15 protein-coding genes are annotated in these 21,751 nt (G+C 43.7%); 12 read left to right on the forward strand and 3 right to left on the reverse strand.

Going from position 1 to position 21,751, the window contains the following annotated elements:
* Window positions 1–4 precede the first annotated feature (4 nt).
* Together D8844_RS07990 and gmuD are read left to right on the forward strand one after the other, a co-directional pair.
* Complete coding sequence (locus tag D8844_RS07990; RefSeq protein ID WP_125423224.1) at window positions 5–1,858, forward strand: proline--tRNA ligase; 1,854 nt, start codon at window positions 5–7, stop codon at window positions 1,856–1,858.
* 107 nt (window positions 1,859–1,965) lie between these two features.
* Complete coding sequence (gene gmuD / locus D8844_RS07995) at window positions 1,966–3,345, forward strand: 6-phospho-beta-glucosidase GmuD (protein WP_125423227.1); 1,380 nt, start codon at window positions 1,966–1,968, stop codon at window positions 3,343–3,345.
* Between the two features lie 37 nt (window positions 3,346–3,382).
* Here gmuD and D8844_RS08000 read toward each other — a convergent pair whose 3' ends face one another.
* On the reverse strand, window positions 3,383–3,796 hold the full coding sequence (locus D8844_RS08000; protein WP_125423230.1) for an EamA family transporter: 414 nt from the start codon (window positions 3,794–3,796) through the stop codon (window positions 3,383–3,385).
* Between the two features lie 215 nt (window positions 3,797–4,011).
* On the opposite strand from D8844_RS08000, the gene glmS reads away from it, so the two are divergent.
* The gene (gene glmS / locus D8844_RS08005) at window positions 4,012–5,820 is read left to right on the forward strand and encodes a glutamine--fructose-6-phosphate transaminase (isomerizing) (RefSeq protein WP_125423233.1); all 1,809 of its coding nucleotides are present in this window, start codon (window positions 4,012–4,014) and stop codon (window positions 5,818–5,820) included.
* A 110-nt stretch (window positions 5,821–5,930) separates the two neighbouring features.
* On the forward strand, window positions 5,931–6,983 hold the full coding sequence (locus D8844_RS08010; RefSeq protein ID WP_125423236.1) for an LLM class flavin-dependent oxidoreductase: 1,053 nt from the start codon (window positions 5,931–5,933) through the stop codon (window positions 6,981–6,983).
* Window positions 6,984–7,212: 229 nt separating this feature from the next.
* On the opposite strand, the gene D8844_RS08015 is transcribed toward D8844_RS08010, so the two are convergent.
* Window positions 7,213–8,070, reverse strand: a complete 858-nt coding sequence (locus D8844_RS08015) for a 5'-nucleotidase, lipoprotein e(P4) family (RefSeq protein WP_125423239.1) — start codon at window positions 8,068–8,070, stop codon at window positions 7,213–7,215.
* A gap of 367 nt (window positions 8,071–8,437) precedes the next feature.
* Here D8844_RS08015 and D8844_RS08020 point away from each other — a divergent pair, with 367 nt between their 5' ends.
* Genes D8844_RS08020 through D8844_RS08050 form a run of 7 tightly spaced genes read left to right on the forward strand, consistent with a single transcriptional unit; the run spans window position 8,438 to window position 13,773 of the window.
* Window positions 8,438–9,442, forward strand: coding sequence for a uroporphyrinogen decarboxylase family protein (locus D8844_RS08020; protein ID WP_125423242.1), 1,005 nt, complete (start codon window positions 8,438–8,440; stop codon window positions 9,440–9,442).
* Window positions 9,443–9,453: 11 nt separating this feature from the next.
* Window positions 9,454–9,657, forward strand: coding sequence for a hypothetical protein (locus D8844_RS08025; protein ID WP_125423246.1), 204 nt, complete (start codon window positions 9,454–9,456; stop codon window positions 9,655–9,657).
* A gap of 2 nt (window positions 9,658–9,659) precedes the next feature.
* The gene (locus D8844_RS08030; protein ID WP_125423249.1) at window positions 9,660–10,658 is read left to right on the forward strand and encodes a uroporphyrinogen decarboxylase family protein; all 999 of its coding nucleotides are present in this window, start codon (window positions 9,660–9,662) and stop codon (window positions 10,656–10,658) included.
* Window positions 10,659–10,669: 11 nt separating this feature from the next.
* The gene (locus D8844_RS08035; RefSeq protein WP_000037009.1) at window positions 10,670–11,548 is read left to right on the forward strand and encodes a transporter substrate-binding domain-containing protein; all 879 of its coding nucleotides are present in this window, start codon (window positions 10,670–10,672) and stop codon (window positions 11,546–11,548) included.
* Between the two features lie 32 nt (window positions 11,549–11,580).
* Window positions 11,581–12,273 carry an amino acid ABC transporter permease gene (locus tag D8844_RS08040; RefSeq protein ID WP_000255460.1) on the forward strand — a complete coding sequence of 231 codons (693 nt, stop codon included), beginning with the start codon at window positions 11,581–11,583 and terminating at the stop codon, window positions 12,271–12,273.
* A 3-nt stretch (window positions 12,274–12,276) separates the two neighbouring features.
* Complete coding sequence (locus D8844_RS08045; RefSeq protein ID WP_125423252.1) at window positions 12,277–12,999, forward strand: amino acid ABC transporter permease; 723 nt, start codon at window positions 12,277–12,279, stop codon at window positions 12,997–12,999.
* Window positions 13,000–13,008: 9 nt separating this feature from the next.
* Window positions 13,009–13,773, forward strand: coding sequence for an amino acid ABC transporter ATP-binding protein (locus tag D8844_RS08050; protein WP_000942252.1), 765 nt, complete (start codon window positions 13,009–13,011; stop codon window positions 13,771–13,773).
* 202 nt (window positions 13,774–13,975) lie between these two features.
* Here D8844_RS08050 and D8844_RS08060 read toward each other — a convergent pair whose 3' ends face one another.
* The gene (locus tag D8844_RS08060; protein ID WP_125423255.1) at window positions 13,976–17,692 is read right to left on the reverse strand and encodes a pullulanase; all 3,717 of its coding nucleotides are present in this window, start codon (window positions 17,690–17,692) and stop codon (window positions 13,976–13,978) included.
* A gap of 442 nt (window positions 17,693–18,134) precedes the next feature.
* On the opposite strand from D8844_RS08060, the gene rpoB reads away from it, so the two are divergent.
* Window positions 18,135–21,746: a DNA-directed RNA polymerase subunit beta gene (gene rpoB / locus D8844_RS08065; protein ID WP_125423258.1), complete on the forward strand. Its 3,612-nt coding sequence runs from the start codon at window positions 18,135–18,137 to the stop codon at window positions 21,744–21,746.
* Window positions 21,747–21,751 lie beyond the last annotated feature (5 nt).

Genomic DNA, 21,751 nt, shown 5'->3' on the forward strand with positions numbered 1-21,751 from the left:
TATTATGAAACAAAGTAAAATGCTAATCCCAACGCTTCGCGAAATGCCAAGCGATGCTCAGGTAATCAGCCACGCTCTTATGTTGCGTGCTGGTTATGTTCGCCAAGTTTCTGCAGGAGTTTATTCTTACCTACCACTTGCTAACCGTGTGATTGAAAAGGCTAAGAACATCATGCGTCAAGAATTTGATAAGATTGGTGCGGTGGAGATGTTGGCTCCTGCCCTTCTCAGTGCTGATCTTTGGCGTGAATCAGGTCGTTATGAAACCTATGGTGAAGACCTTTATAAACTGAAAAACCGTGAAAAGTCAGACTTTATCCTAGGTCCGACACACGAAGAAACTTTTACAGCTATTGTTCGTGACTCTGTGAAATCATACAAGCAATTGCCACTCAACCTTTACCAAATCCAACCTAAATACCGTGATGAAAAACGTCCACGTAACGGACTTCTCCGTACGCGTGAATTTATCATGAAAGACGGCTATAGTTTCCATGCTAATTACGATAGTTTGGATGTGACTTATGACGAGTACAAGGCGGCCTACGAACGAATTTTCACTCGTAGTGGTTTGGATTTCAAGGCCATCATCGGTGATGGTGGCGCCATGGGTGGTAAGGATAGCCAAGAATTTATGGCCATCACTCCTGCTCGTACAGACCTTGACCGCTGGGTTGTCTTGGACAAGTCAGTTGCCTCATTTGATGAAATTCCTGCAGAAGTACAAGAAGAAATCAAGGCAGAATTGCTCAAATGGATGGTTTCTGGTGAAGACACCATTGCCTACTCAAGTGAGTCTAGCTATGCAGCTAACTTAGAAATGGCAACAAACGAGTACAAACCAAGCAACCGTGTCGTTGCGGAAGAAGAAGTGACTCGAGTGGAAACTCCAGATGTTAGATCCATCGATGAAGTCGCAGCCTTCCTAAACGTTCCAGAAGAACAAACCATCAAAACCCTCTTCTACATGGCAGATGGTGAGCTTGTTGCAGCCCTTCTAGTTGGAAATGACCAACTCAATGAAGTCAAGTTGAAAAATCACTTGGGTGCAGATTTCTTTGACGTTGCGAGCGAGGAAGAAGTCGCAAGTGTCGTCCCAGCAGGATTTGGTTCGCTTGGACCAGTTGCTTTGCCAGAAAATGTGAAAATCATTGCTGACCGCAAGGTGCAAGATGTTCGCAATGCTGTTGTGGGTGCTAACGAAGAAGGCTACCACTTGACGGGTGTGAATCCAGGTCGTGACTTCACTGCAGAATATGTGGATATCCGTGAAGTTCGTGAGGGCGAAATCTCCCCAGACGGACAAGGTGTTCTAAACTTTGCGCGTGGTATCGAGATTGGTCACATCTTTAAACTCGGAACTCGCTACTCAGCAAGCATGGGTGCAGATGTCTTGGACGAAAATGGACGTGCAATCCCAATCATCATGGGTTGTTACGGTATCGGTGTTAGTCGTCTCCTCTCAGCAGTTATGGAGCAACACGCTCGCCTCTTTGTCAATAAAACACCAAAAGGTGAATACCGTTACGCTTGGGGAGTTAACTTCCCTAAAGAATTGGCGCCATTCGATGTGCATTTGATTACTGTCAATGTTAAAGATGAAGAAGCGCAAGCCTTGACAGAAAAATTGGAAGCCAACTTGACAGACGCTGGTTACGAAGTCTTGACAGATGACCGTAACGAACGTGTCGGTGTTAAATTCAGCGATAGCGACTTGATTGGTCTTCCAATCCGTATCACTGTTGGGAAAAAAGCAGCCGATGGCATCGTAGAGGTTAAGATCAAGGCAACTGGGGACACAATTGAAGTTCACGCAGATAACTTGCTTGAAACGCTTGAAATCCTAAGCAAGAAATAAAAACTTTAATCAGAAGAAAAACAAGGCAAAAATGTAACTAGTTTTTACCTTGTTTTTTCTATATAATGAGAGTGAATAAATACATCATCAAGTTAAGAGGTATAAGTATGTTAAAATTTCCAAAGGATTTTGTCTGGGGTTCCTCTACTTCTGGACCGCAGACAGAAGGAAGAATGCCTGGCGACGGAAAGGGAGACAATCTCTGGGATTATTGGTACCAAGTAGAACCAAATCGCTACTATAATGGAATTGGACCTGACAAAACATCGACTTTTTACGAAAACTGGGAAAAGGATATTGAGTTTCTAGTAGAAACAGGCCATACAGCCTTCCGAACTTCTATCCAGTGGTCTCGCATTTTCCCACAAGGTCGTGGAGAGGTCAATCCGCAAGGGGTGGCTTTCTACCGTCAGGTCTTTGAAGCTATTAAGGCCAAGGGGATTCGTCTCTTAGTCAATCTCTATCACTTCGACCTGCCATTTGCCTTGCAAGAAGATGGGGATGGTTGGGAAAATAAGGAGACTGTCTCAGCCTATGAAGACTATGCTCGTTTTTGTTTTGAGACTTACGGTGACTTGGTGGACCAATGGATTACCTTTAACGAGCCCATCGTACCTGTAGAGTTTGGCTATTTTTACGATGCCCACTATCCTCATAAGGTAGATGCCAAAGCAGCAGTTAAGGTTGCCTATCATACGCAACTGGCTAGTAGTCTTGCGGTGAAGGCCTGTCATGAGATTTTGCCTGATTCCAAGATTGGGATTGTCCTTAACTTGACACCGGCTTATCCACGTAGCCAGCATACTGCAGATGTCAAGGCTGCTCGCATTGCCGACCTCTTCCAAGCTCAATCTTTCTTAGACCCATCTGTCTTGGGAGCTTATCCAGAGGAATTGGTGGAAATTTTAGCTGAGCATGATTTGCTGCCAGAGTACACTGTTGAAGAGTTAGAACTCATTCGCGAGAATACAGTTGATTTCCTTGGAGTCAACTACTATCAGCCTTTGCGCGTTATGGCGCCACGTTTTGCCAAGCACCCGGATAGTCCACTCTTGCTAGAACATTTCTATGAGCCTTATATCATGCCGGGCCGTAAAATCAATCCTCACCGCGGTTGGGAAATCTACGAGCAGGGGATTTATGATATTGCTCAAAATATCAAGGAAAATTATGCTAATATTGAGTGGATGCTGACCGAAAACGGCATGGGTGTTGAAGGGGAAGATAAATTCCGTGTGAATGGCATGATTCAGGACGACTATCGTATCGACTTTGTCAAAGGACATCTGCGTGAACTTCACCGTGCCATTGAAGACGGAGCTAATTGTAAGGGTTACTTAATCTGGACCTTTATCGACTGCTGGTCATGGCTCAATAGTTATAAAAATCGCTACGGTCTGGTTGAGCTTGACTTGGAAACACAGGAACGTCGCCTGAAGAAATCAGGCCACTGGTTCAAGGAACTCAGCGACCATAATGGATTTTAAGAATAAAAAAGTGAGATGGTGTTCATCTCACTTTTTATTACAATATCATCACCAAGGTCCCAATCGTAATCAAGATACAGCCAATAATTGTTTTAAACGTCAGGACATCCTGTAGGAAGAAAAAGGCTAGAATGAGGGTAATGACGAGACTGAATTTATCGACAGCAGATACCTCAGTCGCATTGCCCATCTGCAAGGCCTTGTAGTAGCAGAGCCAGGAGGCGCCAGTGGCTAAGCCTGATAAGATGAGAAAGAGCCAACTTTTTTTACTGATGTTGACAATTTCGGTCTGACTATTGGTCAAGAAAACCATAGCCCAGGCCATAAGAATGACGACGACTGTACGAATAGCAGTTGCTAGATTGGATGGAACTCCTTCAATCCCAATCTTGGCTAAAATTGACGTTAAGGCTGCAAAGATAGCTGATAAAAGTGCGAAGAAAAACCACATGGCGAATACCTCCTCCCCTTATTATAAGTAATTGATGCCGACTTGTCAGGTATCAAGTGAAATCTTGATAAAATACCAGATAGAAAAACTATACCAATTTTTATCCTTGACAAGTGAGAAAAACAAGTATATACTGTTTTTGCTGATTCCGTAAAGCGAGAATCAGACTATACCAATTTAAGGAGAAAGCACAGCTGGTCTGTGTCGTATATACTATGTGTGGAATTGTTGGTGTTGTTGGAAACACAAATGCAACTGATATTTTGATTCAAGGGCTTGAAAAGCTCGAATACCGTGGCTATGATTCTGCGGGGATTTTTGTCCTAGGTGGTGCTGAAAATCACCTGGTTAAGGCTGTCGGTCGTATCGCAGAATTGTCTGCCAAGACAGCAGGTGTTGAGGGGACAACTGGTATCGGACATACGCGTTGGGCGACTCACGGAAAACCAACTGAGGACAATGCTCACCCACACCGCTCTGAGACAGGACGTTTTGTCTTGGTGCACAATGGAGTGATTGAAAACTACCTTGAAATCAAGGAAGAATACCTTGCAGGTCACCACTTCAAGGGACAAACCGATACGGAAATCGCTGTTCACTTGATTGGAAAATTTGCAGAAGAAGATGGTTTGTCAGTTCTAGAAGCCTTCAAAAAAGCCCTTCATATCATCCGTGGTTCTTATGCCTTTGCCTTGATTGATTCACAAGATCCTGATGTCATCTACGTAGCGAAAAATAAATCTCCACTTCTGATTGGTCTTGGGGATGGCTATAACATGGTCTGCTCAGATGCTATGGCTATGATTCGTGAGACCAACCAATACATGGAAATCCATGATCAAGAGTTGGTAATCGTCAAGGCTGATAGCGTCGAAGTTCAAGACTATGATGGCAATCGCCGTGAACGTGCTAGCTATACTGCGGAGCTTGACTTGTCTGATATCGGTAAGGGGACTTATCCTTACTACATGCTCAAGGAAATCGACGAGCAACCAACGGTTATGCGTAAACTCATCCAAGCCTACACAGATGAGGTTGGTCAAGTTGTCGTAGACCCAGCTATCATCCAGGCTGTTCAAGATGCAGATCGCATCTACATTCTTGCAGCTGGAACTTCTTACCACGCTGGATTTGCTTCTAAGAAGATGCTGGAAGAATTGACAGATACACCAGTTGAACTTGGAATCTCTTCTGAGTGGGGCTACGGTATGCCACTTCTCAGCAAAAAACCACTCTTTATCTTTATCAGCCAGTCTGGTGAAACAGCTGACAGCCGTCAGGTTTTGGTCAAAGCTAATGAAATGGGCATTCCAAGCTTGACAGTGACAAACGTGCCAGGTTCAACACTTTCACGTGAAGCCAACCATACCATGTTGCTTCACGCGGGCCCTGAAATTGCCGTGGCATCAACCAAGGCCTACACAGCACAAATCGCAGCCCTTGCCTTCCTTGCAAAAGCAGTCGGAGAAGCAAACGGCAATGCCAAAGCGCAAGCCTTTGACCTGGTTCATGAGTTGTCAATCGTAGCTCAGTCTATCGAATCAACTCTTTCTGAAAAAGAAACCATTGATGCAAAGGTTCGTGACCTTCTTGAAACAACTCGCAACGCCTTTTACATCGGACGTGGTCAAGACTACTATGTAGCCATGGAAGCCAGTCTCAAACTCAAAGAGATTTCTTACATCCAATGTGAAGGCTTTGCGGCAGGAGAGCTCAAGCACGGAACCATTGCCTTGATTGAAGAGGGGACACCTGTCTTGGCCCTCTTGTCAGATCCAGTTCTTGCCAACCACACTCGTGGAAATATCCAAGAGGTCGCAGCTCGTGGTGCCAAGGTTCTCACTATCGCAGAGGAAAATGTTGCTAAAGACACAGACGACATCGTCCTTACGACCGTCCACCCTTACCTCTCACCAATCTCAATGGTCGTACCAACGCAATTGGTCGCTTACTTTGCAACCCTCCACCGTGGCCTTGATGTGGACAAACCACGTAACCTTGCTAAGTCAGTAACAGTAGAATAAACTAAGAAAGTCTAGTTCATCTAGACTTTTTCTAATGAGCAAATTCGTTGAAAATAAAACTAATTAGTGATAAAATACCCTAAAACTAAAAGAGACAGCGAGGAAATAGGATGGTAGAATTAGGAATTTCAACATTTGGTGAAACAACCGCTTTGGAAGCGACTGGGCAGATTTACAGTCATGATGAACGTATTCGTCAGTTGGTGGCAGAGATTGAGCTTGCTGATAAGGTTGGTTTGGATGTGTACGGGATTGGGGAGCATCATCGGGAGGACTTTGCGGTATCGGCGCCAGAGATTGTTCTTGCAGCTGGGGCAGTGAATACCAAGAAAATTCGTTTGACCAGTGCAGTCAGCATTCTCTCGAGTATGGATCCGGTTCGCTTGTTCCAACAATATGCTACCATCGATGCCTTGTCAAATGGCCGTGCGGAGATTATGGCTGGGCGTGGTTCATTCACCGAATCCTTCCCTCTGTTTGGCTATGACTTGAAAGACTACGCAGCTCTCTTTGATGAGAAATTAGACTTGCTCCAGTTAGTCAATGAAAAGACCAAGATAGACTGGCAAGGTCAATTGACCCAAACGATTTCTGGCAAAGAAGTCTATCCTCGTCCTGTTCAGGACAAATTGCCATTGTGGGTGGCGACAGGAGGTCATGTAGAGTCAACAGTGAAGATTGCTCAGGCGGGGTTGCCGATTGTCTATGCTATTATCGGTGGCAATCCGCGTTATTTTAAAAAGTTGATTCAAGCTTATCGTAAGATTGGGAGCGAAGCCGGTCATGCGGAGAAAGACCTGAAAGTGGGTGCTCATTCTTGGGGCTGGATTGCTGAAGATGGCGAGCAGGCTGTCAAAGATTATTTCCATCCGACCAAGCAAGTGGTGGATGCAATTTCCAAGGACCGTCCACACTGGCAGGAGTTGACCTATGAGCAATATTTGGAGCAAGTTGGTCCAAATGGTGCCATGTTTGTGGGAAATCCAGACCAGGTGGCAGAAAAATTGATTCGCATGATTGAGGATTTAGACTTGGACCGTTGCATGCTCCATCTACCGCTTGGTTCTATGCCTCATGGTCAAGTTCTGAGAGCTATTGAACTCTTCGGCACACAAGTGGCGCCGAAAATACGTGCTTACTTTGCTATGAAAGAGGAGTTATAAAAAAATTCAATCAGTTGAGTCGATTGGTGAGGAATACCCATGGATTCAGCAACAGGTGGAAGTGGTACAAGCGATAGAGCATACTATCTAGTGGAATATATACTAGTTTATACCAAGTACAAGATAAAATATCAAAAAAGACGATTTCCGCTTGGAAGTCGTCTTTTTTGATATTCTCGCAAATACGATATCTTGTGGTTTGTGTAAACTGGTAGATAGATCTCTTATTTTATTTATCAAAACCTTGTAAGTTTTTTTGGCGCTCTTCAGTTTGACCCTTGGCATCCAATTTATTACCATTGTAAACAGTGCTTTCCCATGATCCGTACATTGGGTTAGGGAAAATGATGAATTTCTCACCAAACTCTTTTTGTAATTCCTCTAATTTTTGGTCGCGCTCAGTTTCAGAGGTCTTTGAAAACTCTGCAAAGTCCACAAGATTGTCTCCTAGTAGCATGACTAAGTTGGTTTTTTCTTGGACTGCTTGTCTACGACCTTCTTTAGATTTGACGCCTTTTTCTAAGAACATGAGATGATCGCGGCTTTGTACAGGAATTCCTTCATTTTCTAGGTTTTTGATCGTATCATCTACCTGATCTATCGTGCGGTCAGATACATAGTAAATTTGGACACCGTTTTGGTCTGCAAATTGGAGAAAGTCTTTAGCACCTGGTACAGCCTTGGCTGCGGCTTTTTTTACCCAGACATCCCAGTTTTCTGGGGTAAATGCTGTTCCATCTTTGACATTTTGCGCTTGATAAGGGCTATTGTCTAATACTGTTTCGTCTAAGTCCAAAACGATAGAGTAGGGTTTATCTGTCTGTGTTTTTAGTAGTTCTTTCAAACGATCAGTAGCGACATTGTAACCTTGTAGATAAAGTGCCTTGGTTTCAGCTGCTTTTTGATACCAAAGAGTTGACATAGTGTTCTCTCTTGAACGCAACTGATCATAGGTCATGGTAACCTGATTGTCAGATGTACTACTTTGTGTTGTCTGTGAATTTTCCGAATTTGTGCCACAGCCAGTCAGTAAAATGACGGAAGCAAGTGTAGAAGCAATTGTAATGGTAACTTTGGATATTTTCATAATCCCATCCTCCTAATAATAGTCTATTAATATTGTAGCGTTTTCATGGGATTTGTGCAAGAAAATATCGAGAGAAAAGAAATTTTTCAGTAGTAATTTGGTATTAGGATAAAATTATGTACTTAATTTGGGAATGAAGATGGATATAAAAAAATTCAATCGGCTTGATAGAAAATCTATATCAACTCCTTTTTGGAAAATAGATGAAAATAAAGTGAATCTTTGAAAGGCTAGTAACATCAAGCTTTTCAGGGATTTTTTTCTTTATAGATATAAAAAATTCTAATTGAGTTGATAGTCAATATATATTGGGAAAAGGGGAAAAGGAGTGGTAAGATGGTTTCAATCCAAATGGAAGGAGAAAGGTATGGCAAGTAAAAGAGATCTAGTCTTTAGAGCGATTCGAGGCGATGAAGTGGAAAGAGTTCCTGTGGGATTTTGGTTTCATTTTGTAACACTCGAAGAAAAGGGGCAGGGATTAAATAATCCACGTATCTTTCAAAAAAGTGTTGACGGGCATCGAAGCTATGTGGAAAGGATTCGCCCTGATTTTGTCAAAATTATGAGCGACGGTTTTTTCCTTTATCCAAGTAATGTTTATAGTCCTAAGATTACAAGCATTCAGGAGCTGACTTCTATTGAATCGATTGGTGAGGAACACCCATGGATTCAGCAACAGGTGGAAGTGGTACAAGCGATTCGAGAGACCTTTACCGAAGAGATTGCTTCTTTCTACAATATCTTTTCGCCTATCTCCTACCTCAAGCGCTGGTTCCGTACAGAAACTTCTCGAGGAGATAGGGAAGTGGCTGATCTATTGCTTGAAAATCCTGAGCAATTCAGAGCGATTCTAGATGTGATTGCAGGAGATATTGCTATCCTAACTCAGAAAATCATCCAGCAAGGCGGTGTTGACGGAATTTACCTCAGCACCCAGGAAATTCAAGATGAGCGCATCACACCAGCACTCTACCAAACCTATATCGAACCGAGCAATATAGCGATCTTGGAGGCAGCCAATCAGGTTGGTGGGACCAATATTCTCCATATATGTGGTTTTGAAGGTGCGAGCAATGATGTGACGATATTTAAGGACTACCCAGCTCAAGTGGTCAACTGGGCGACCCACCATGAGGATGTTAGTTTGACACAGGGCCAGGAGTTGTTCCCGGGTAAGGCCGTTTTAGGTGGATTTGAAAATGGCAAGAAAAGCTTGCTTTATCAAGGTTCCAAGGCGGAATTGCAAGATGAAACAAGGCGGTTACTGGCTGAAGCTGGTAGTAAAGGCGTTCTTCTGGGAGCTGACTGTACTGTTCCAGATGACTTTGACTTAGAGAGGTTGGACTGGATTCGGCAGGCAGCTGTTCTCTAAAAGGAGGAGCTATGAAAAGTAAAAGATGGGGCATCTTCATTGCAGTTGTCGGTTTGCTGGCTTTGGTTGCCATAAGCGTCGTAAAAAATGGGCATTGCAAAAATGGAGAGAGATGTAGTGGAGTTCAGGATTTTTCCAAGTCCAGTCTTCCCTTTCTACGCTCGAATGATATCGCAAGCAGTTTATTAGTTGAAAAAGTAAGAAATGGAGAATAAGAATGTCAGAAAAAAAAGAATGGGTTTTAAAAGCATTTAGAGGTGAAAAGGTTGATCGTGTGCCAGTTGGTTTTTGGCATCATTTCACATCAGAAGACGAATGGCTACACGGTTTCTCAAATCCAGCCATTATCGAGAAGAATATTGAGGGCCATAAGCGCTTTATACGAGAAATTCAGCCAGACTTTATCAAGTTAATGAGTGATGGCTACTTTGCTTATCCAAATCCAGCGATTGCCAAAGGCAAATCACTTCAAGAATTGGCGACCATTCAACCACTCGGACCAGAGCACGCTTGGATAAAAGAGCAGGTGGCCTTGGTTCAGAAAATCAAGCAAGAGTTTACAGAAGATATCGTTGCGATTTACAATATTTTTGCTCCTGTGACCTATCTCAAGTGGCTACTGGGGGAAGTGTCTGGTGGGGATGACCTCATTGCTGATTTTTTGGTGGAAGATCCTAAAGCTCTTAAGAAGGTGTTGGATGTGATTGCAGAGGATATTGCTAGTCTCAGTCGAGCTATCATCGAAGAGGCTGGTGCAGATGGAATTTACCTCAGCGTGCAAAGCATCCAAGATCAACGAGTGTCAGCAGCAGATTATCAAGCCGTCATTGCACCTAGCGAGATAACGATTCTGGAAGCAGCTAGTGCTGTTGGTGGTGTCACTGTTCTTCATATCTGTGGCTACGAGGGAGCGCGAAATGATATTCACCTTTTTGCAGACTATCCAGCCCAAGTCTTTAACTGGGCTGTAGGACCAGAGGGAATCACTCTCAAGGAAGGTCGTGAGATTTTCAAGGGACGTACGGTTCTTGGAGGATTCGAAAATGGCAAGACAGGCTTGCTGTATACTGGTGGCAAGGATGCCATTCAGGCTGAGGCAAAGAAACTAGTTGCAGAAGCTGGGGAACAGGGCTTGGTACTTGGGGCGGATTGTACCATTCCAAGTGATATCGCAGTTGAACGTATCCAGTGGGTGAGAGAAGCGCTTGAAAACTAAAGGAGAAAAAGATGAGTAAAAAAGCATGGATTATCGGTGGTGTAGCAGTGGTTGCAGTAATTGGGGCAACGATTATCGGGAGAAGTTTAGCTGGTGCTCCAACCAAGGATGGAGAAACGGCTTCGTCTGCTGAAGTCATAACCTTGAAGGTTGCCCATACACAAAACTATGTACCTTATGATTTTGTCAATGAAAAAGGGGAATCAGATGGTTATGAAGTAGCTGTTTTGAAGGCTGTTGATGAGAAGTTGGCAAACTATCAATTTGAATATACGGGTACCAGTGATGATGACCTCTTGATTGGTCTGGAATCAGGTAAGTATGACATCGGAACCAAGGGAGCTTGGTACACAGATGAACGAGCTAAAAAGTTTGTCATTCCATCTGAACCAGTCGGAGCGAGCATCATCGGATTTACTGTCAGAAAAGAAGATGAACAGAAATACAAAACCATTGATGACTTTGCTAAGAATAAAGGGAAATTGGTTCCTATCTCTCCACAGAATGCACAATGGAATGTTATCACCAGCTACAATGAAAAACACCAAGATGCACCAATTGAGCTAACTGCAGCGGAATCCTTTAAGGTAGCAGATGCCTATGCCTGGGTCTTGGAAGGACGTTATGATGCCTTCTTTGATATCAAACTGTCCTTTGAAAAAGCAGTTACCGCAGAAGATGGCCCTTACCACCAATATGCGGATAAACTCAGCTGGTTCCCATATAAAGGCATTCCAACTTATCCCTTGATTCACCGTGATGAAAAGGGGGAGAAATTCGCTAAAGAATACGAAAAAGCAATTAAAGAGTTGAAAGAAGATGGCACGCTTGCTAAGCTATCTCAGCAATACTTCAAAGAAGATGTCTTTAGTTATGTAGACAAAGACTAGACCAGAAATTCCAAGACTAGAAAGGGTTTTGCATGGTTTCTTATGATTTTTCCAAGGTCTTTCAGTTTTTACCGACCTTATGGCAGGCACTTCCTATGACCTTGTCCATTCTCTTTTTTACCACTCTTCTTGGTTCCCTTTTTGGAGGTCTCTTGGCCTGGGCGCAAGTAGGAGAAGACAAGAGTTTTGCAGCGATTTCCAAAGGCTATATCTTTACCCTTCGTTGTACACCTCCGATTGTCTTGCTTTTTCTAGTCTTTTATGGCTTGCCAGAATTTCTGAAATGGTGGCTTGGTTTGGATATCAACAATTGGTCTAAAACTATTTTTGTTCTCTTGACGATGATTCTCTTGTTTGCGGCTATTGTTGCCGAGGTTTTCAAGGCAGCCTATCAAGCTATTCCAAAGGGGCAGACAGAGGCCGGGCTTAGTATTGGTTTGACTCCAAGTCAGACTTTTTGGAGAATCATTTTTCCTCAAGCTTTTCAAGTTGCTCTTCCCAATATAACGACCGCTATACTCAATCTCATGCGAGATGCTGCCTTGGCCTATACGATTGGTTTCGTTGATGTTATGGGGGCGGGGAATCTCTTGATTAGTCGCAATTTAGGGAACTACTCTCTGGAAACCTATACGGCAGTTGCGCTTCTTTACTGGGGGATTGCCTTGGTTATTTCTAGCTTGAGTCGTTTGCTTGAGAAGTCTTTGGAGACAAAAGGGAGGTAAGAAATGGATATAGACTATATTGTAAAGACCTTTCTGGAGACCTTGAAGGGTGTGCCAATCACCTTGATTATCATGATTGTGGCTATGGTCTTAAGCTTTTTACCAGCTCTATTTTTAGCCTTAGGGCAGATTTACAAGGTTCGAGGGGTGAGGAGTTTTTCTCTAGTCTATCTGGCTTTTATCCGAGCGACTCCTCCGATTTTATTGATTCTCTTCTTTTATAGTTTGTTTCCAAGTTTGCTGAATCAATTTCTCAAAAGCATAGGAAGTGACTTTGATATTTTCAAACTTGATCCTCTCTACTATGCCTTCATCATTTATAGTTTGATGACAGTCGGGAGTTTGTCGGAGATTTTGCGTTCAGCTATCTTGACGGTGGACAAGGGACAACTAGAGGCAGCGCATGCAATTGGGCTGACTACGACCCAGGCTTATCTAAGGATTGTTTTTCCTCAAGCCTTGCGCTCAGCCTTGCCTAACTTGGCCAATCTGGTGATCAATATCGTCAAAGGGACCTCCCTGGTCTTTGTTATGACTATCAAGGATATCACCGCTATTGCTCGTGTGGAAGCGTCCTACGGTTACCAGTATTTTGAGTCTTATTTTGTGATCTTTTTGCAGTATATTTTGATCTGTGGTTTGATTCAGTGGGGCTTCTCCCTACTGGAAAAAGGCTATGTGAAAAAAGAAGAGAGAGCAAAAGCATCTAGCGCGCGTTTTGTATAGGAGGACAGGATGTTACAAGTAGAACATATCGCAAAAACATTTGGAGAGAGGCAGGTCTTGGAGGATGTCAATCTTCAGGTTAACCAAGGGGATGTCGTCGTTATCTTAGGACCATCAGGTTCGGGGAAAACGACCTTTCTCCGTTGTCTCAACCACTTAGAAAAAGCTGACAGTGGCCGTTTGACCTTGGCAGGAAAAACTTATGACTTGGCCAAATTAAGCAAGAAAGACATTCTAGAAATTCGCCAAAAAACAGCCTTTGTTTTCCAACACTACAATCTTTTTGCAAATAAAACTGCTCTGGAAAATATTCTAGAAGGTCTAATCGTCGCTCGTAAAGTTCCCAAGGAAGAAGCGCTAAAACGTGCAGAATCTGCCTTGGAAAAAGTTGGTTTACTAGCCTACAAAGACTACTACCCTTCACAACTATCTGGAGGACAACAACAACGAATAGGAATTGCGCGTGCTATTGCCGTCAAGCCCGAGGTCATTTTGCTAGATGAACCAACATCGGCACTAGACCCTGAGTTGGTTGGAGATGTTTTGGATGTTCTGAAACAGTTGGCGGGAGAAGGTGTGACCATGGTGGTCGTCACGCATGAGATGGGATTTGCTAGAGATGTCGCAAACCACGTTATTTTCATGGATGGAGGCCGTATCGTAGAGGAGAACAATCCCCACGATTTCTTTAGTCGTCCACAAGAAGAACGAACCAAGCAATTCCTGGCTCGTATCTTATCAGATGCCACCTATAGTGTAGAATATATGATTTGATAGATAAGTGTATCATAAAAACAACACCCCATGACTAGAAGATTCTTCTGACCATGGGGTGTTTTCTCTATAGGAGGGCTAGTTTATACTCTTTGAAAATCTCTTTAAACCAGGTCAGCTTCGCCTTATCTACAAGCTCAAAGCTGTGCTTTGAGTAGCCTGCGATTAGCTTCCTGGTTTACTCTTTGATTTTCATTGAGTGTTATTTCTTTTTCTTGTTTTTTATCAACCATCCAAGTCCGAGAAGGGCAAGGATGCTGAATCCAGCAAGGGCAAGAAGGGATTTGCTCTCGGTTCCTGTGTTTGGAAGGAGGTTCTGAGAGTGAGCCTCTGCAGCGGTTTCTTGAGTTTCAGGATTAGCTGCTAGGCTTTGAGCTCGGCCTTGTTCTTGTTCGACTTCCAAGCTAGAAAGATCAAATTCTGGTTTTTCTTCCACAGCTGGAGCGACAATAGCACCACCTTGAGACAAGCGGAGAACAACGGCAGTGAGAGCGTTCAATTTTAAGCCTTTTTCAGTCCATTCGAGACCTTGAGGTTTAGCGATTCCTACTGGTCCGGCTTGATTTTCATCTGCCAGGACTTCAGCTTTTCTCAAGTGAGCAAATGCAGTTCCTAGAGTAAATTCACGAGCCTTATCATCCGCATTGACAAAGACAGCGTAGACATCACCGTTTGGAGCAGTGATTTGGTAGCCGATGGTCACATCTTCTTTTTCAACGCCATTTTGTCCTGGGACAGTAATGAGTTGGACGCGCTCCTTGATATCTTGCAGACTCTTAAGTCGGAAGGCATCTGTCGATTGACGAAGAGCGATCAATCCTTTCATATAGTCACGGCTCTTGACATTTTCAGGATATGCTTTTCCATCTGTAGCCTTAGTCCAGTCAAACTTGTTAATGGCATCACTAGAGTCGTAAGAGTCATGGATAAAGTAAGGATAGACAAACGGCTTGCCGTCCTTGTCGCGCAACAAGTGAGACTTGTTTGGGACCTTATCGTCTGGAACAGGAGTCTTATAGGCTGGATCAAGGAATTGTTTGGTACGTCCATATTCCTGCCCAGAGTGGATAAACGGAGTTCCTTGAGCAGTCAAGACCATGAGGTTTCCAAGTCGCAAACGGCGATGGATTTCAGCATAGTTCTCAGCCTTGCTTGGATCTTTTTTGATAGACTGGGCAATGATGTCAAAGAGGGTCAAGTTATCATGGGCTGCGATATACTGGATAACATCTCCAGGATTGTCAGCCTCAAAGTTAGTTGGTTGGGCAATCAGATTTTTAAAGATGGTATTGATATCGCGTTTGCCACCTGTGATAAAGGCAGGTTGACCTTCGTTTGGATAGCCAGACTTGAGGTTGTTACGGATGTCGTCTGAAAAGACAGCGACAGTATCTGTTTTCTTCATCCAATCTTGGTCAGCAGGTTGTACAGGCGTATTTTCATCACCAGTATAGGTTCTCCAGCCTTCACCTAGCATGATAAGATTTGGATTGAGGGCGCGTGCAGCCTTGTAAGCTTCTTCGATTGAAGCCGCATCGTGGTCACCCATCATATCGAAGCGGAAACCATCCACTTTGTAAGTTTCAACCAGATACTTGATGGAGTCTACCAAGACACGTTTAGACATGTAGTGGGTAGTTCCCAAACGGCCGCCTCCGAAGCTAGTACGTGGAGTTCCGTCTGCATCCATAAAGTGATAGTAGTTTGGCTCAATATCCTCAAAAATGTCAACATTTGCAGTATGGTTGTAGACCACGTCCAGGATAGCCCCCATGCCACGTTTGTGGATTTCGTTGATGAGATTTTTGAATTCTGCGATACGTTTTTCTGGATCCTTAGGATCGCTTGAGTACATACCAGTCAAGGAGAAGTAGTTTTGAGGGTCATATCCCCAGTTATAGTTGCTGTTGCTTGAAGCGTAGGCAGACAAACGTTCTTGGTTCTTCAATTCATTGACAAAGTAGTAGGACAAGACTGGAAGGAGCTGGATGTGGGTCACACCCAAGTCTTTGAGATAGTCCAGTTTTTCGATAAAGGCTTCAAAGGTACCAAATGGCTTGGTCAAGTCTTTTGCGATGGCAGGATCTGAGGTGAAGTCACGAACATGGGCTTCATAGATGACAGCATCTTCGCGCGATTTGAAATTGCGAATCTTACCGTAGGTCAAATCTTGTGGGCCTAGTTTAGATGGGTCCACAAAGGCAGCTTTAGCGACCTTATGAGCGGCATCTGTTTTTGCTAGGTCACTATTCCAAGCTGCTAATGATTTGGCATAAGGGTCAAGAACGAGGACAGTTTTACCTTGGCGCTCGATCTGGTAGTGGTAGTAGTAGCCAGTGTAGTTGCTGATACCGAGACCAGAGTTTGCATCCAGAGTTTGTTTCCAGGTTCCTTTTTCTCCTTTTTCAAGGGCGACAGTTCCGACTACCTTTTCAGGGTCTTTCTTGTCATATACGACAACGGAAACCTTATCAGCGCTTGGAGACCAGAGGGTGAGGTCAACACGCTTGCCATCTTCTTTTAGAGTTGCGCCGAGTGGACCATCGTAACTGTAGGACTCATCCTTGAGGCGCCAGCTTGAACGTGTGGTAAAGCGGTCTGAATTGTAGCTGACAGTGTAAGGGTGTTGGGTGTCAGAGAAGTCGCCGATATAGGTCACTTTTTTACCTGCCTCATCCACTTCCACGTCTGTGATAGCTACTTTATTCCCTTGGTAATCAGTGATGCTGGAGTGTTTGAGGATATCGTCTTTCTTAGCTCCAACGAGGGTAGAAAAACTGCTTTCGATACGAGATTTAGCCACGTGTTGGGCACCAGTCATGCGGATATCGTGCACATAATAGGGGTTGGTGTAGATGGTTTCGTCATCATCTTTGAGGAAAATCTGACTGTGATTTTTTAGATCAGTGAATTTATAATCTTCTTTTCTGATTTTCACATCATCGCCTTTCTTGCTTTCGTCTAGTAATAAAAATCCAAATTCTCTTGCAGCTTCATTGAGTGGGATATCAATGTAACGGCCATATTTTCCAGTTGCTGTAAAGTCAGTACCGTCAGGCCATTCTCCACTGCTTGGGTTTTTAACATCGCCCCAATACCAAAGAGATTTTTTGTCATAGTTTCCATCGGTGCGGTAGTAGTTGACACGAATAGTTCCTGCTGGTTGAGGGCGATAATTGTATACCTTGTAGTTTTCATCTAGCCAGGCCTCGTTCATTTTTGGAGAGAGGCGCTCTACAGAACGGTCTCCCGTCAGGTTATCCCCTTTGGTATTGTTGATGAGGAAGCTGACTTTCTTGGCTTGATCATTCTTAAGTTTGACGTCTAGATAATAGCCGTAGTCATCTTGCTTGGCATCCTTGAAGGACTTGGCTCCATTGGGCCAGTTTTCAGACGGCTTTTCAACATCGTCCCAAGTCCAAAGACCTTGAGAATCTTTGTTTTCTTCAGGGAGTTTTTTTACATGGATGCGGAAGTGGTTGTCTGCGATGGGTTCTTCAGAAGATGTGTCAGCTTGTGGTTTTTGATCTGAAGTTGGCGTCGAAGTGCTGGCATCTACTTTCTCTTCCTTGCTGTTAGTCTGGCTTGTGCTAGCATCTTCTGTTTTAGGTGTTTCTAGTGCTGTAGTAGTTTCCGCAGCTGGAGCTTCCTTTTTAGAATCAAGGGAAGCGTTTGCATTCTTTTGTTCAGAAATAGGCGTTTCCGTTTGAGTTTGACTCGTTTCAGTCTCAGTAGGGGCCTTGGTCACAGCGCTGGTATTTTCCTGAGTCTGAGGCAGGTTTTCGTTAGCCGAAATAGTTGGCATTGCAGCAGAAAGCAGGATAATGCTGGCACCAATAAGGACAGAACCAGTTCCGTTCTTCAAGGAACGGATACCGTAAATCATTTTTTTCTCAGTTTGAGATGGGATCTTTTTCATCACAATTCTCCTTGTGTAGTTGTTCCCTATCAGTATAGCACGAGGTAAACATTAGTGCAAGCGTTTTCCTAACTTTTAAGAGAAAATATAATGCTTCATTTTCTTGAAATTTTAAAATAATATATAGGAAAAGATTGTTTAAAAAATAGTAAAAAAACCTTGAAAAATCTAGCTAAATAAGGTATAATATGAATAATCATTTGTCGTAGGTTTTGTCTGAAATATTGTCCAGACAAGGCTCACAGCAGTTAAATCTTCTGAAAAAGTCAGATTTAGCTGCTCTTTTTGTGCTTTTTTTCAGGTTTTTGAGTGCTTGTAACAAAGATTTAAAGATTCTGAAAATTCATCAAAGGGACACGGTGATAGGGGTTTTAAAAACCATATGACGATTAGAAAAGCCTGATTGACAAGGCTTGGAATTTATTTACAAAGGAGAATCATCTTGGCAGGACATGACGTTCAATACGGGAAACATCGTACCCGTCGTAGTTTTTCAAGAATCAAAGAAGTTCTTGACTTACCAAATTTGATTGAAATTCAAACGGATTCATTCAAAGATTTCCTAGATCACGGTCTTAAGGAAGTATTTGAAGATGTATTACCAATTTCAAACTTCACAGACACAATGGAGTTGGAATTTGTTGGCTATGAAATCAAGGAACCAAAATACACGCTTGAAGAAGCTCGTATCCACGATGCTAGCTACTCAGCACCCATTTTTGTAACCTTCCGCTTGATCAATAAAGAAACAGGCGAAATCAAGACCCAAGAAGTTTTCTTTGGTGATTTCCCAATCATGACCGAAATGGGTACTTTCATCATCAATGGTGGTGAACGTATTATCGTTTCTCAGTTGGTCCGCTCACCAGGTGTTTACTTTAATGACAAAGTAGACAAGAACGGTAAAGTGGGCTACGGTTCTACTGTTATCCCTAACCGTGGAGCTTGGTTGGAACTGGAAAGCGACTCAAAAGACATCGCTTATACTCGTATCGACCGAACTCGTAAGATTCCATTTACGACCTTGGTTCGTGCGCTTGGTTTCTCAGGTGATGATGAAATCTTTGATATCTTTGGTGATAGCGAATTGGTTCGCAACACCGTTGAAAAAGATATCCACAAGAATCCAATGGACTCTCGTACAGACGAAGCTTTGAAAGAAATTTATGAACGCCTTCGTCCAGGTGAGCCTAAGACTGCTGAAAGCTCACGTAGCTTGCTTGTAGCACGTTTCTTTGACCCACGTCGCTACGATTTGGCAGCTGTTGGTCGTTACAAGATCAATAAAAAACTCAACGTTAAAACACGCTTGCTCAACCAAACCATTGCGGAGCCATTGGTAGACCCTGAAACTGGTGAAATCTTGGTAGAAGCTGGTACCGTTATGACTCGTAGCGTGATCGAGAGTATCGAGCACCACTTGGATGGCGACTTGAACAAGATCGTTTATATTCCAAACGATGCAGCTGTTCTGACAGAACCAGTTGTGCTTCAAAAATTCAAGGTTGTTGCCCCAACAGACCCAGACCGTGTTGTAACCATCATCGGAAATGCCAATCCAGACGACAAGGTTCGTGTTGTAACTCCTGCGGATATCCTTGCAGAGATGAGCTACTTCCTCAACTTGGCTGAAGGTATCGGACGTGTGGATGATATCGACCACCTTGGAAACCGTCGTATCCGTGCAGTTGGTGAATTGCTTGCCAACCAAGTACGTCTTGGACTTTCTCGTATGGAACGTAATGTCCGTGAACGTATGTCTGTTCAGGACAATGAAGTCTTGACACCACAACAAATCATCAATATCCGTCCTGTAACAGCTGCGGTTAAAGAATTCTTTGGTTCATCACAGTTGTCACAGTTCATGGACCAACACAACCCGCTTTCTGAGTTGTCTCACAAACGTCGTTTGTCAGCCTTAGGACCTGGTGGTTTGACACGTGACCGTGCTGGATATGAAGTCCGTGACGTACACTACACTCACTATGGTCGTATGTGTCCAATCGAGACACCTGAAGGACCTAACATCGGTTTGATCAATAACTTGTCATCTTATGGACACTTGAATAAGTATGGATTTGTTCAAACACCATACCGTAAGGTTGACCGTGAAACAGGTGTAGTCACAAACGAAATCGTTTGGCTGACAGCCGATGAAGAAGATGAATATACTGTAGCGCAGGCTAACTCTCGCCTCAACGAAGACGGTACTTTTGCTGAGAAAGTTGTCATGGGACGTCACCAAGGGGTCAACCAAGAGTATCCAGCAGAAGTGGTTGACTACATGGACGTGTCACCAAAACAGGTAGTTGCCGTTGCGACTGCATGTATTCCTTTCTTGGAAAACGATGACTCCAACCGTGCCCTCATGGGTGCCAACATGCAACGTCAGGCTGTGCCTTTGATTGATCCAAAAGCACCTTACGTTGGTACAGGTATGGAGTATCAAGCAGCTCATGACTCTGGTGCTGCTGTTATTGCTCAGTATGATGGTAAAGTTACATACGCAGATGCTGACAAGGTAGAAGTACGTCGTGAAGATGGTTCATTGGATGTCTACCACATCCAAAAATTCCGTCGTTCAAACTCAGGTACTGCCTACAACCAACGCACTCTCGTTAAAGTTGGCGATGTCGTTGAAAAAGGCGACTTTATCGCTGACGGACCTTCTATGGAAAAAGGGGAAATGGCGCTTGGACAAAACCCAATCGTTGCCTACATGACATGGGAAGGTTACAACTTCGAGGATGCCGTTATCATGAGCGAACGCTTGGTCAAAGACGATGTCTACACATCTGTCCACCTCGAAGAATATGAATCAGAAACGCGCGATACAAAGCTTGGGCCTGAAGAAATTACTCGTGAAATTCCAAACGTTGGTGAAGATGCTCTTAAAGACCTTGACGAAATGGGTATTATCCGTATCGGTGCTGAGGTTAAAGAAGGAGATATCCTTGTAGGTAAAGTCACACCTAAGGGTGAGAAAGACCTTTCTGCTGAAGAACGTCTCTTGCACGCTATCTTCGGAGACAAGTCTCGTGAAGTACGTGATACCTCGCTTCGTGTACCTCATGGTGCCGATGGTGTCGTTCGTGATGTTAAGATCTTTACACGTGCAAACGGTGATGAATTGCAATCTGGCGTTAACATGCTGGTTCGCGTCTACATCGCTCAAAAACGTAAGATCAAGGTCGGAGATAAGATGGCCGGACGTCACGGAAACAAAGGGGTTGTCTCTCGTATCGTTCCTGTAGAAGACATGCCATACTTGCCAGATGGAACTCCAGTCGATATCATGTTGAACCCACTTGGGGTACCATCACGTATGAATATCGGTCAGGTTATGGAACTCCACCTTGGTATGGCAGCCCGTACTCTTGGTATCCACATCGCAACACCAGTCTTTGACGGAGCAAGTTCTGAAGACCTTTGGGACACTGTTAAAGAAGCAGGTATGGATAGCGATGCCAAAACAATCCTTTACGATGGACGTACAGGTGAGCCGTTTGACAACCGTGTATCAGTTGGTGTCATGTACATGATCAAACTCCACCACATGGTTGATGATAAATTGCACGCGCGTTCAGTCGGACCATACTCAACCGTTACCCAACAACCACTCGGAGGTAAAGCTCAGTTTGGTGGACAACGTTTCGGTGAGATGGAGGTTTGGGCTCTTGAAGCCTACGGTGCGTCAAATGTCCTTCAAGAAATCTTGACCTACAAGTCTGACGATATCAACGGACGTTTGAAAGCTTATGAAGCCATTACAAAAGGAAAACCAATTCCAAAACCAGGTGTTCCAGAATCCTTCCGAGTTCTTGTCAAAGAATTGCAATCTCTTGGTCTTGACATGCGTGTCCTTGACGAAGATGACCAAGAAGTGGAACTTCGCGACTTGGATGAAGGAATGGACGAAGATGTCATCCACGTAGATGACCTTGAAAAAGCCCGCGAAAAAGCAGCCCAAGAGGCTAAAGCAGCCTTTGAAGCTGAAGAAGCTGAGAAAGCAACAAAAGCGGAAGCAACAGAAGAAGCTGCTGAACAAGAATAAGCAGT

It is taken from the genome of Streptococcus oralis (assembly GCF_003942875.1).
GTDB lineage: Bacteria > Bacillota > Bacilli > Lactobacillales > Streptococcaceae > Streptococcus > Streptococcus oralis_BX.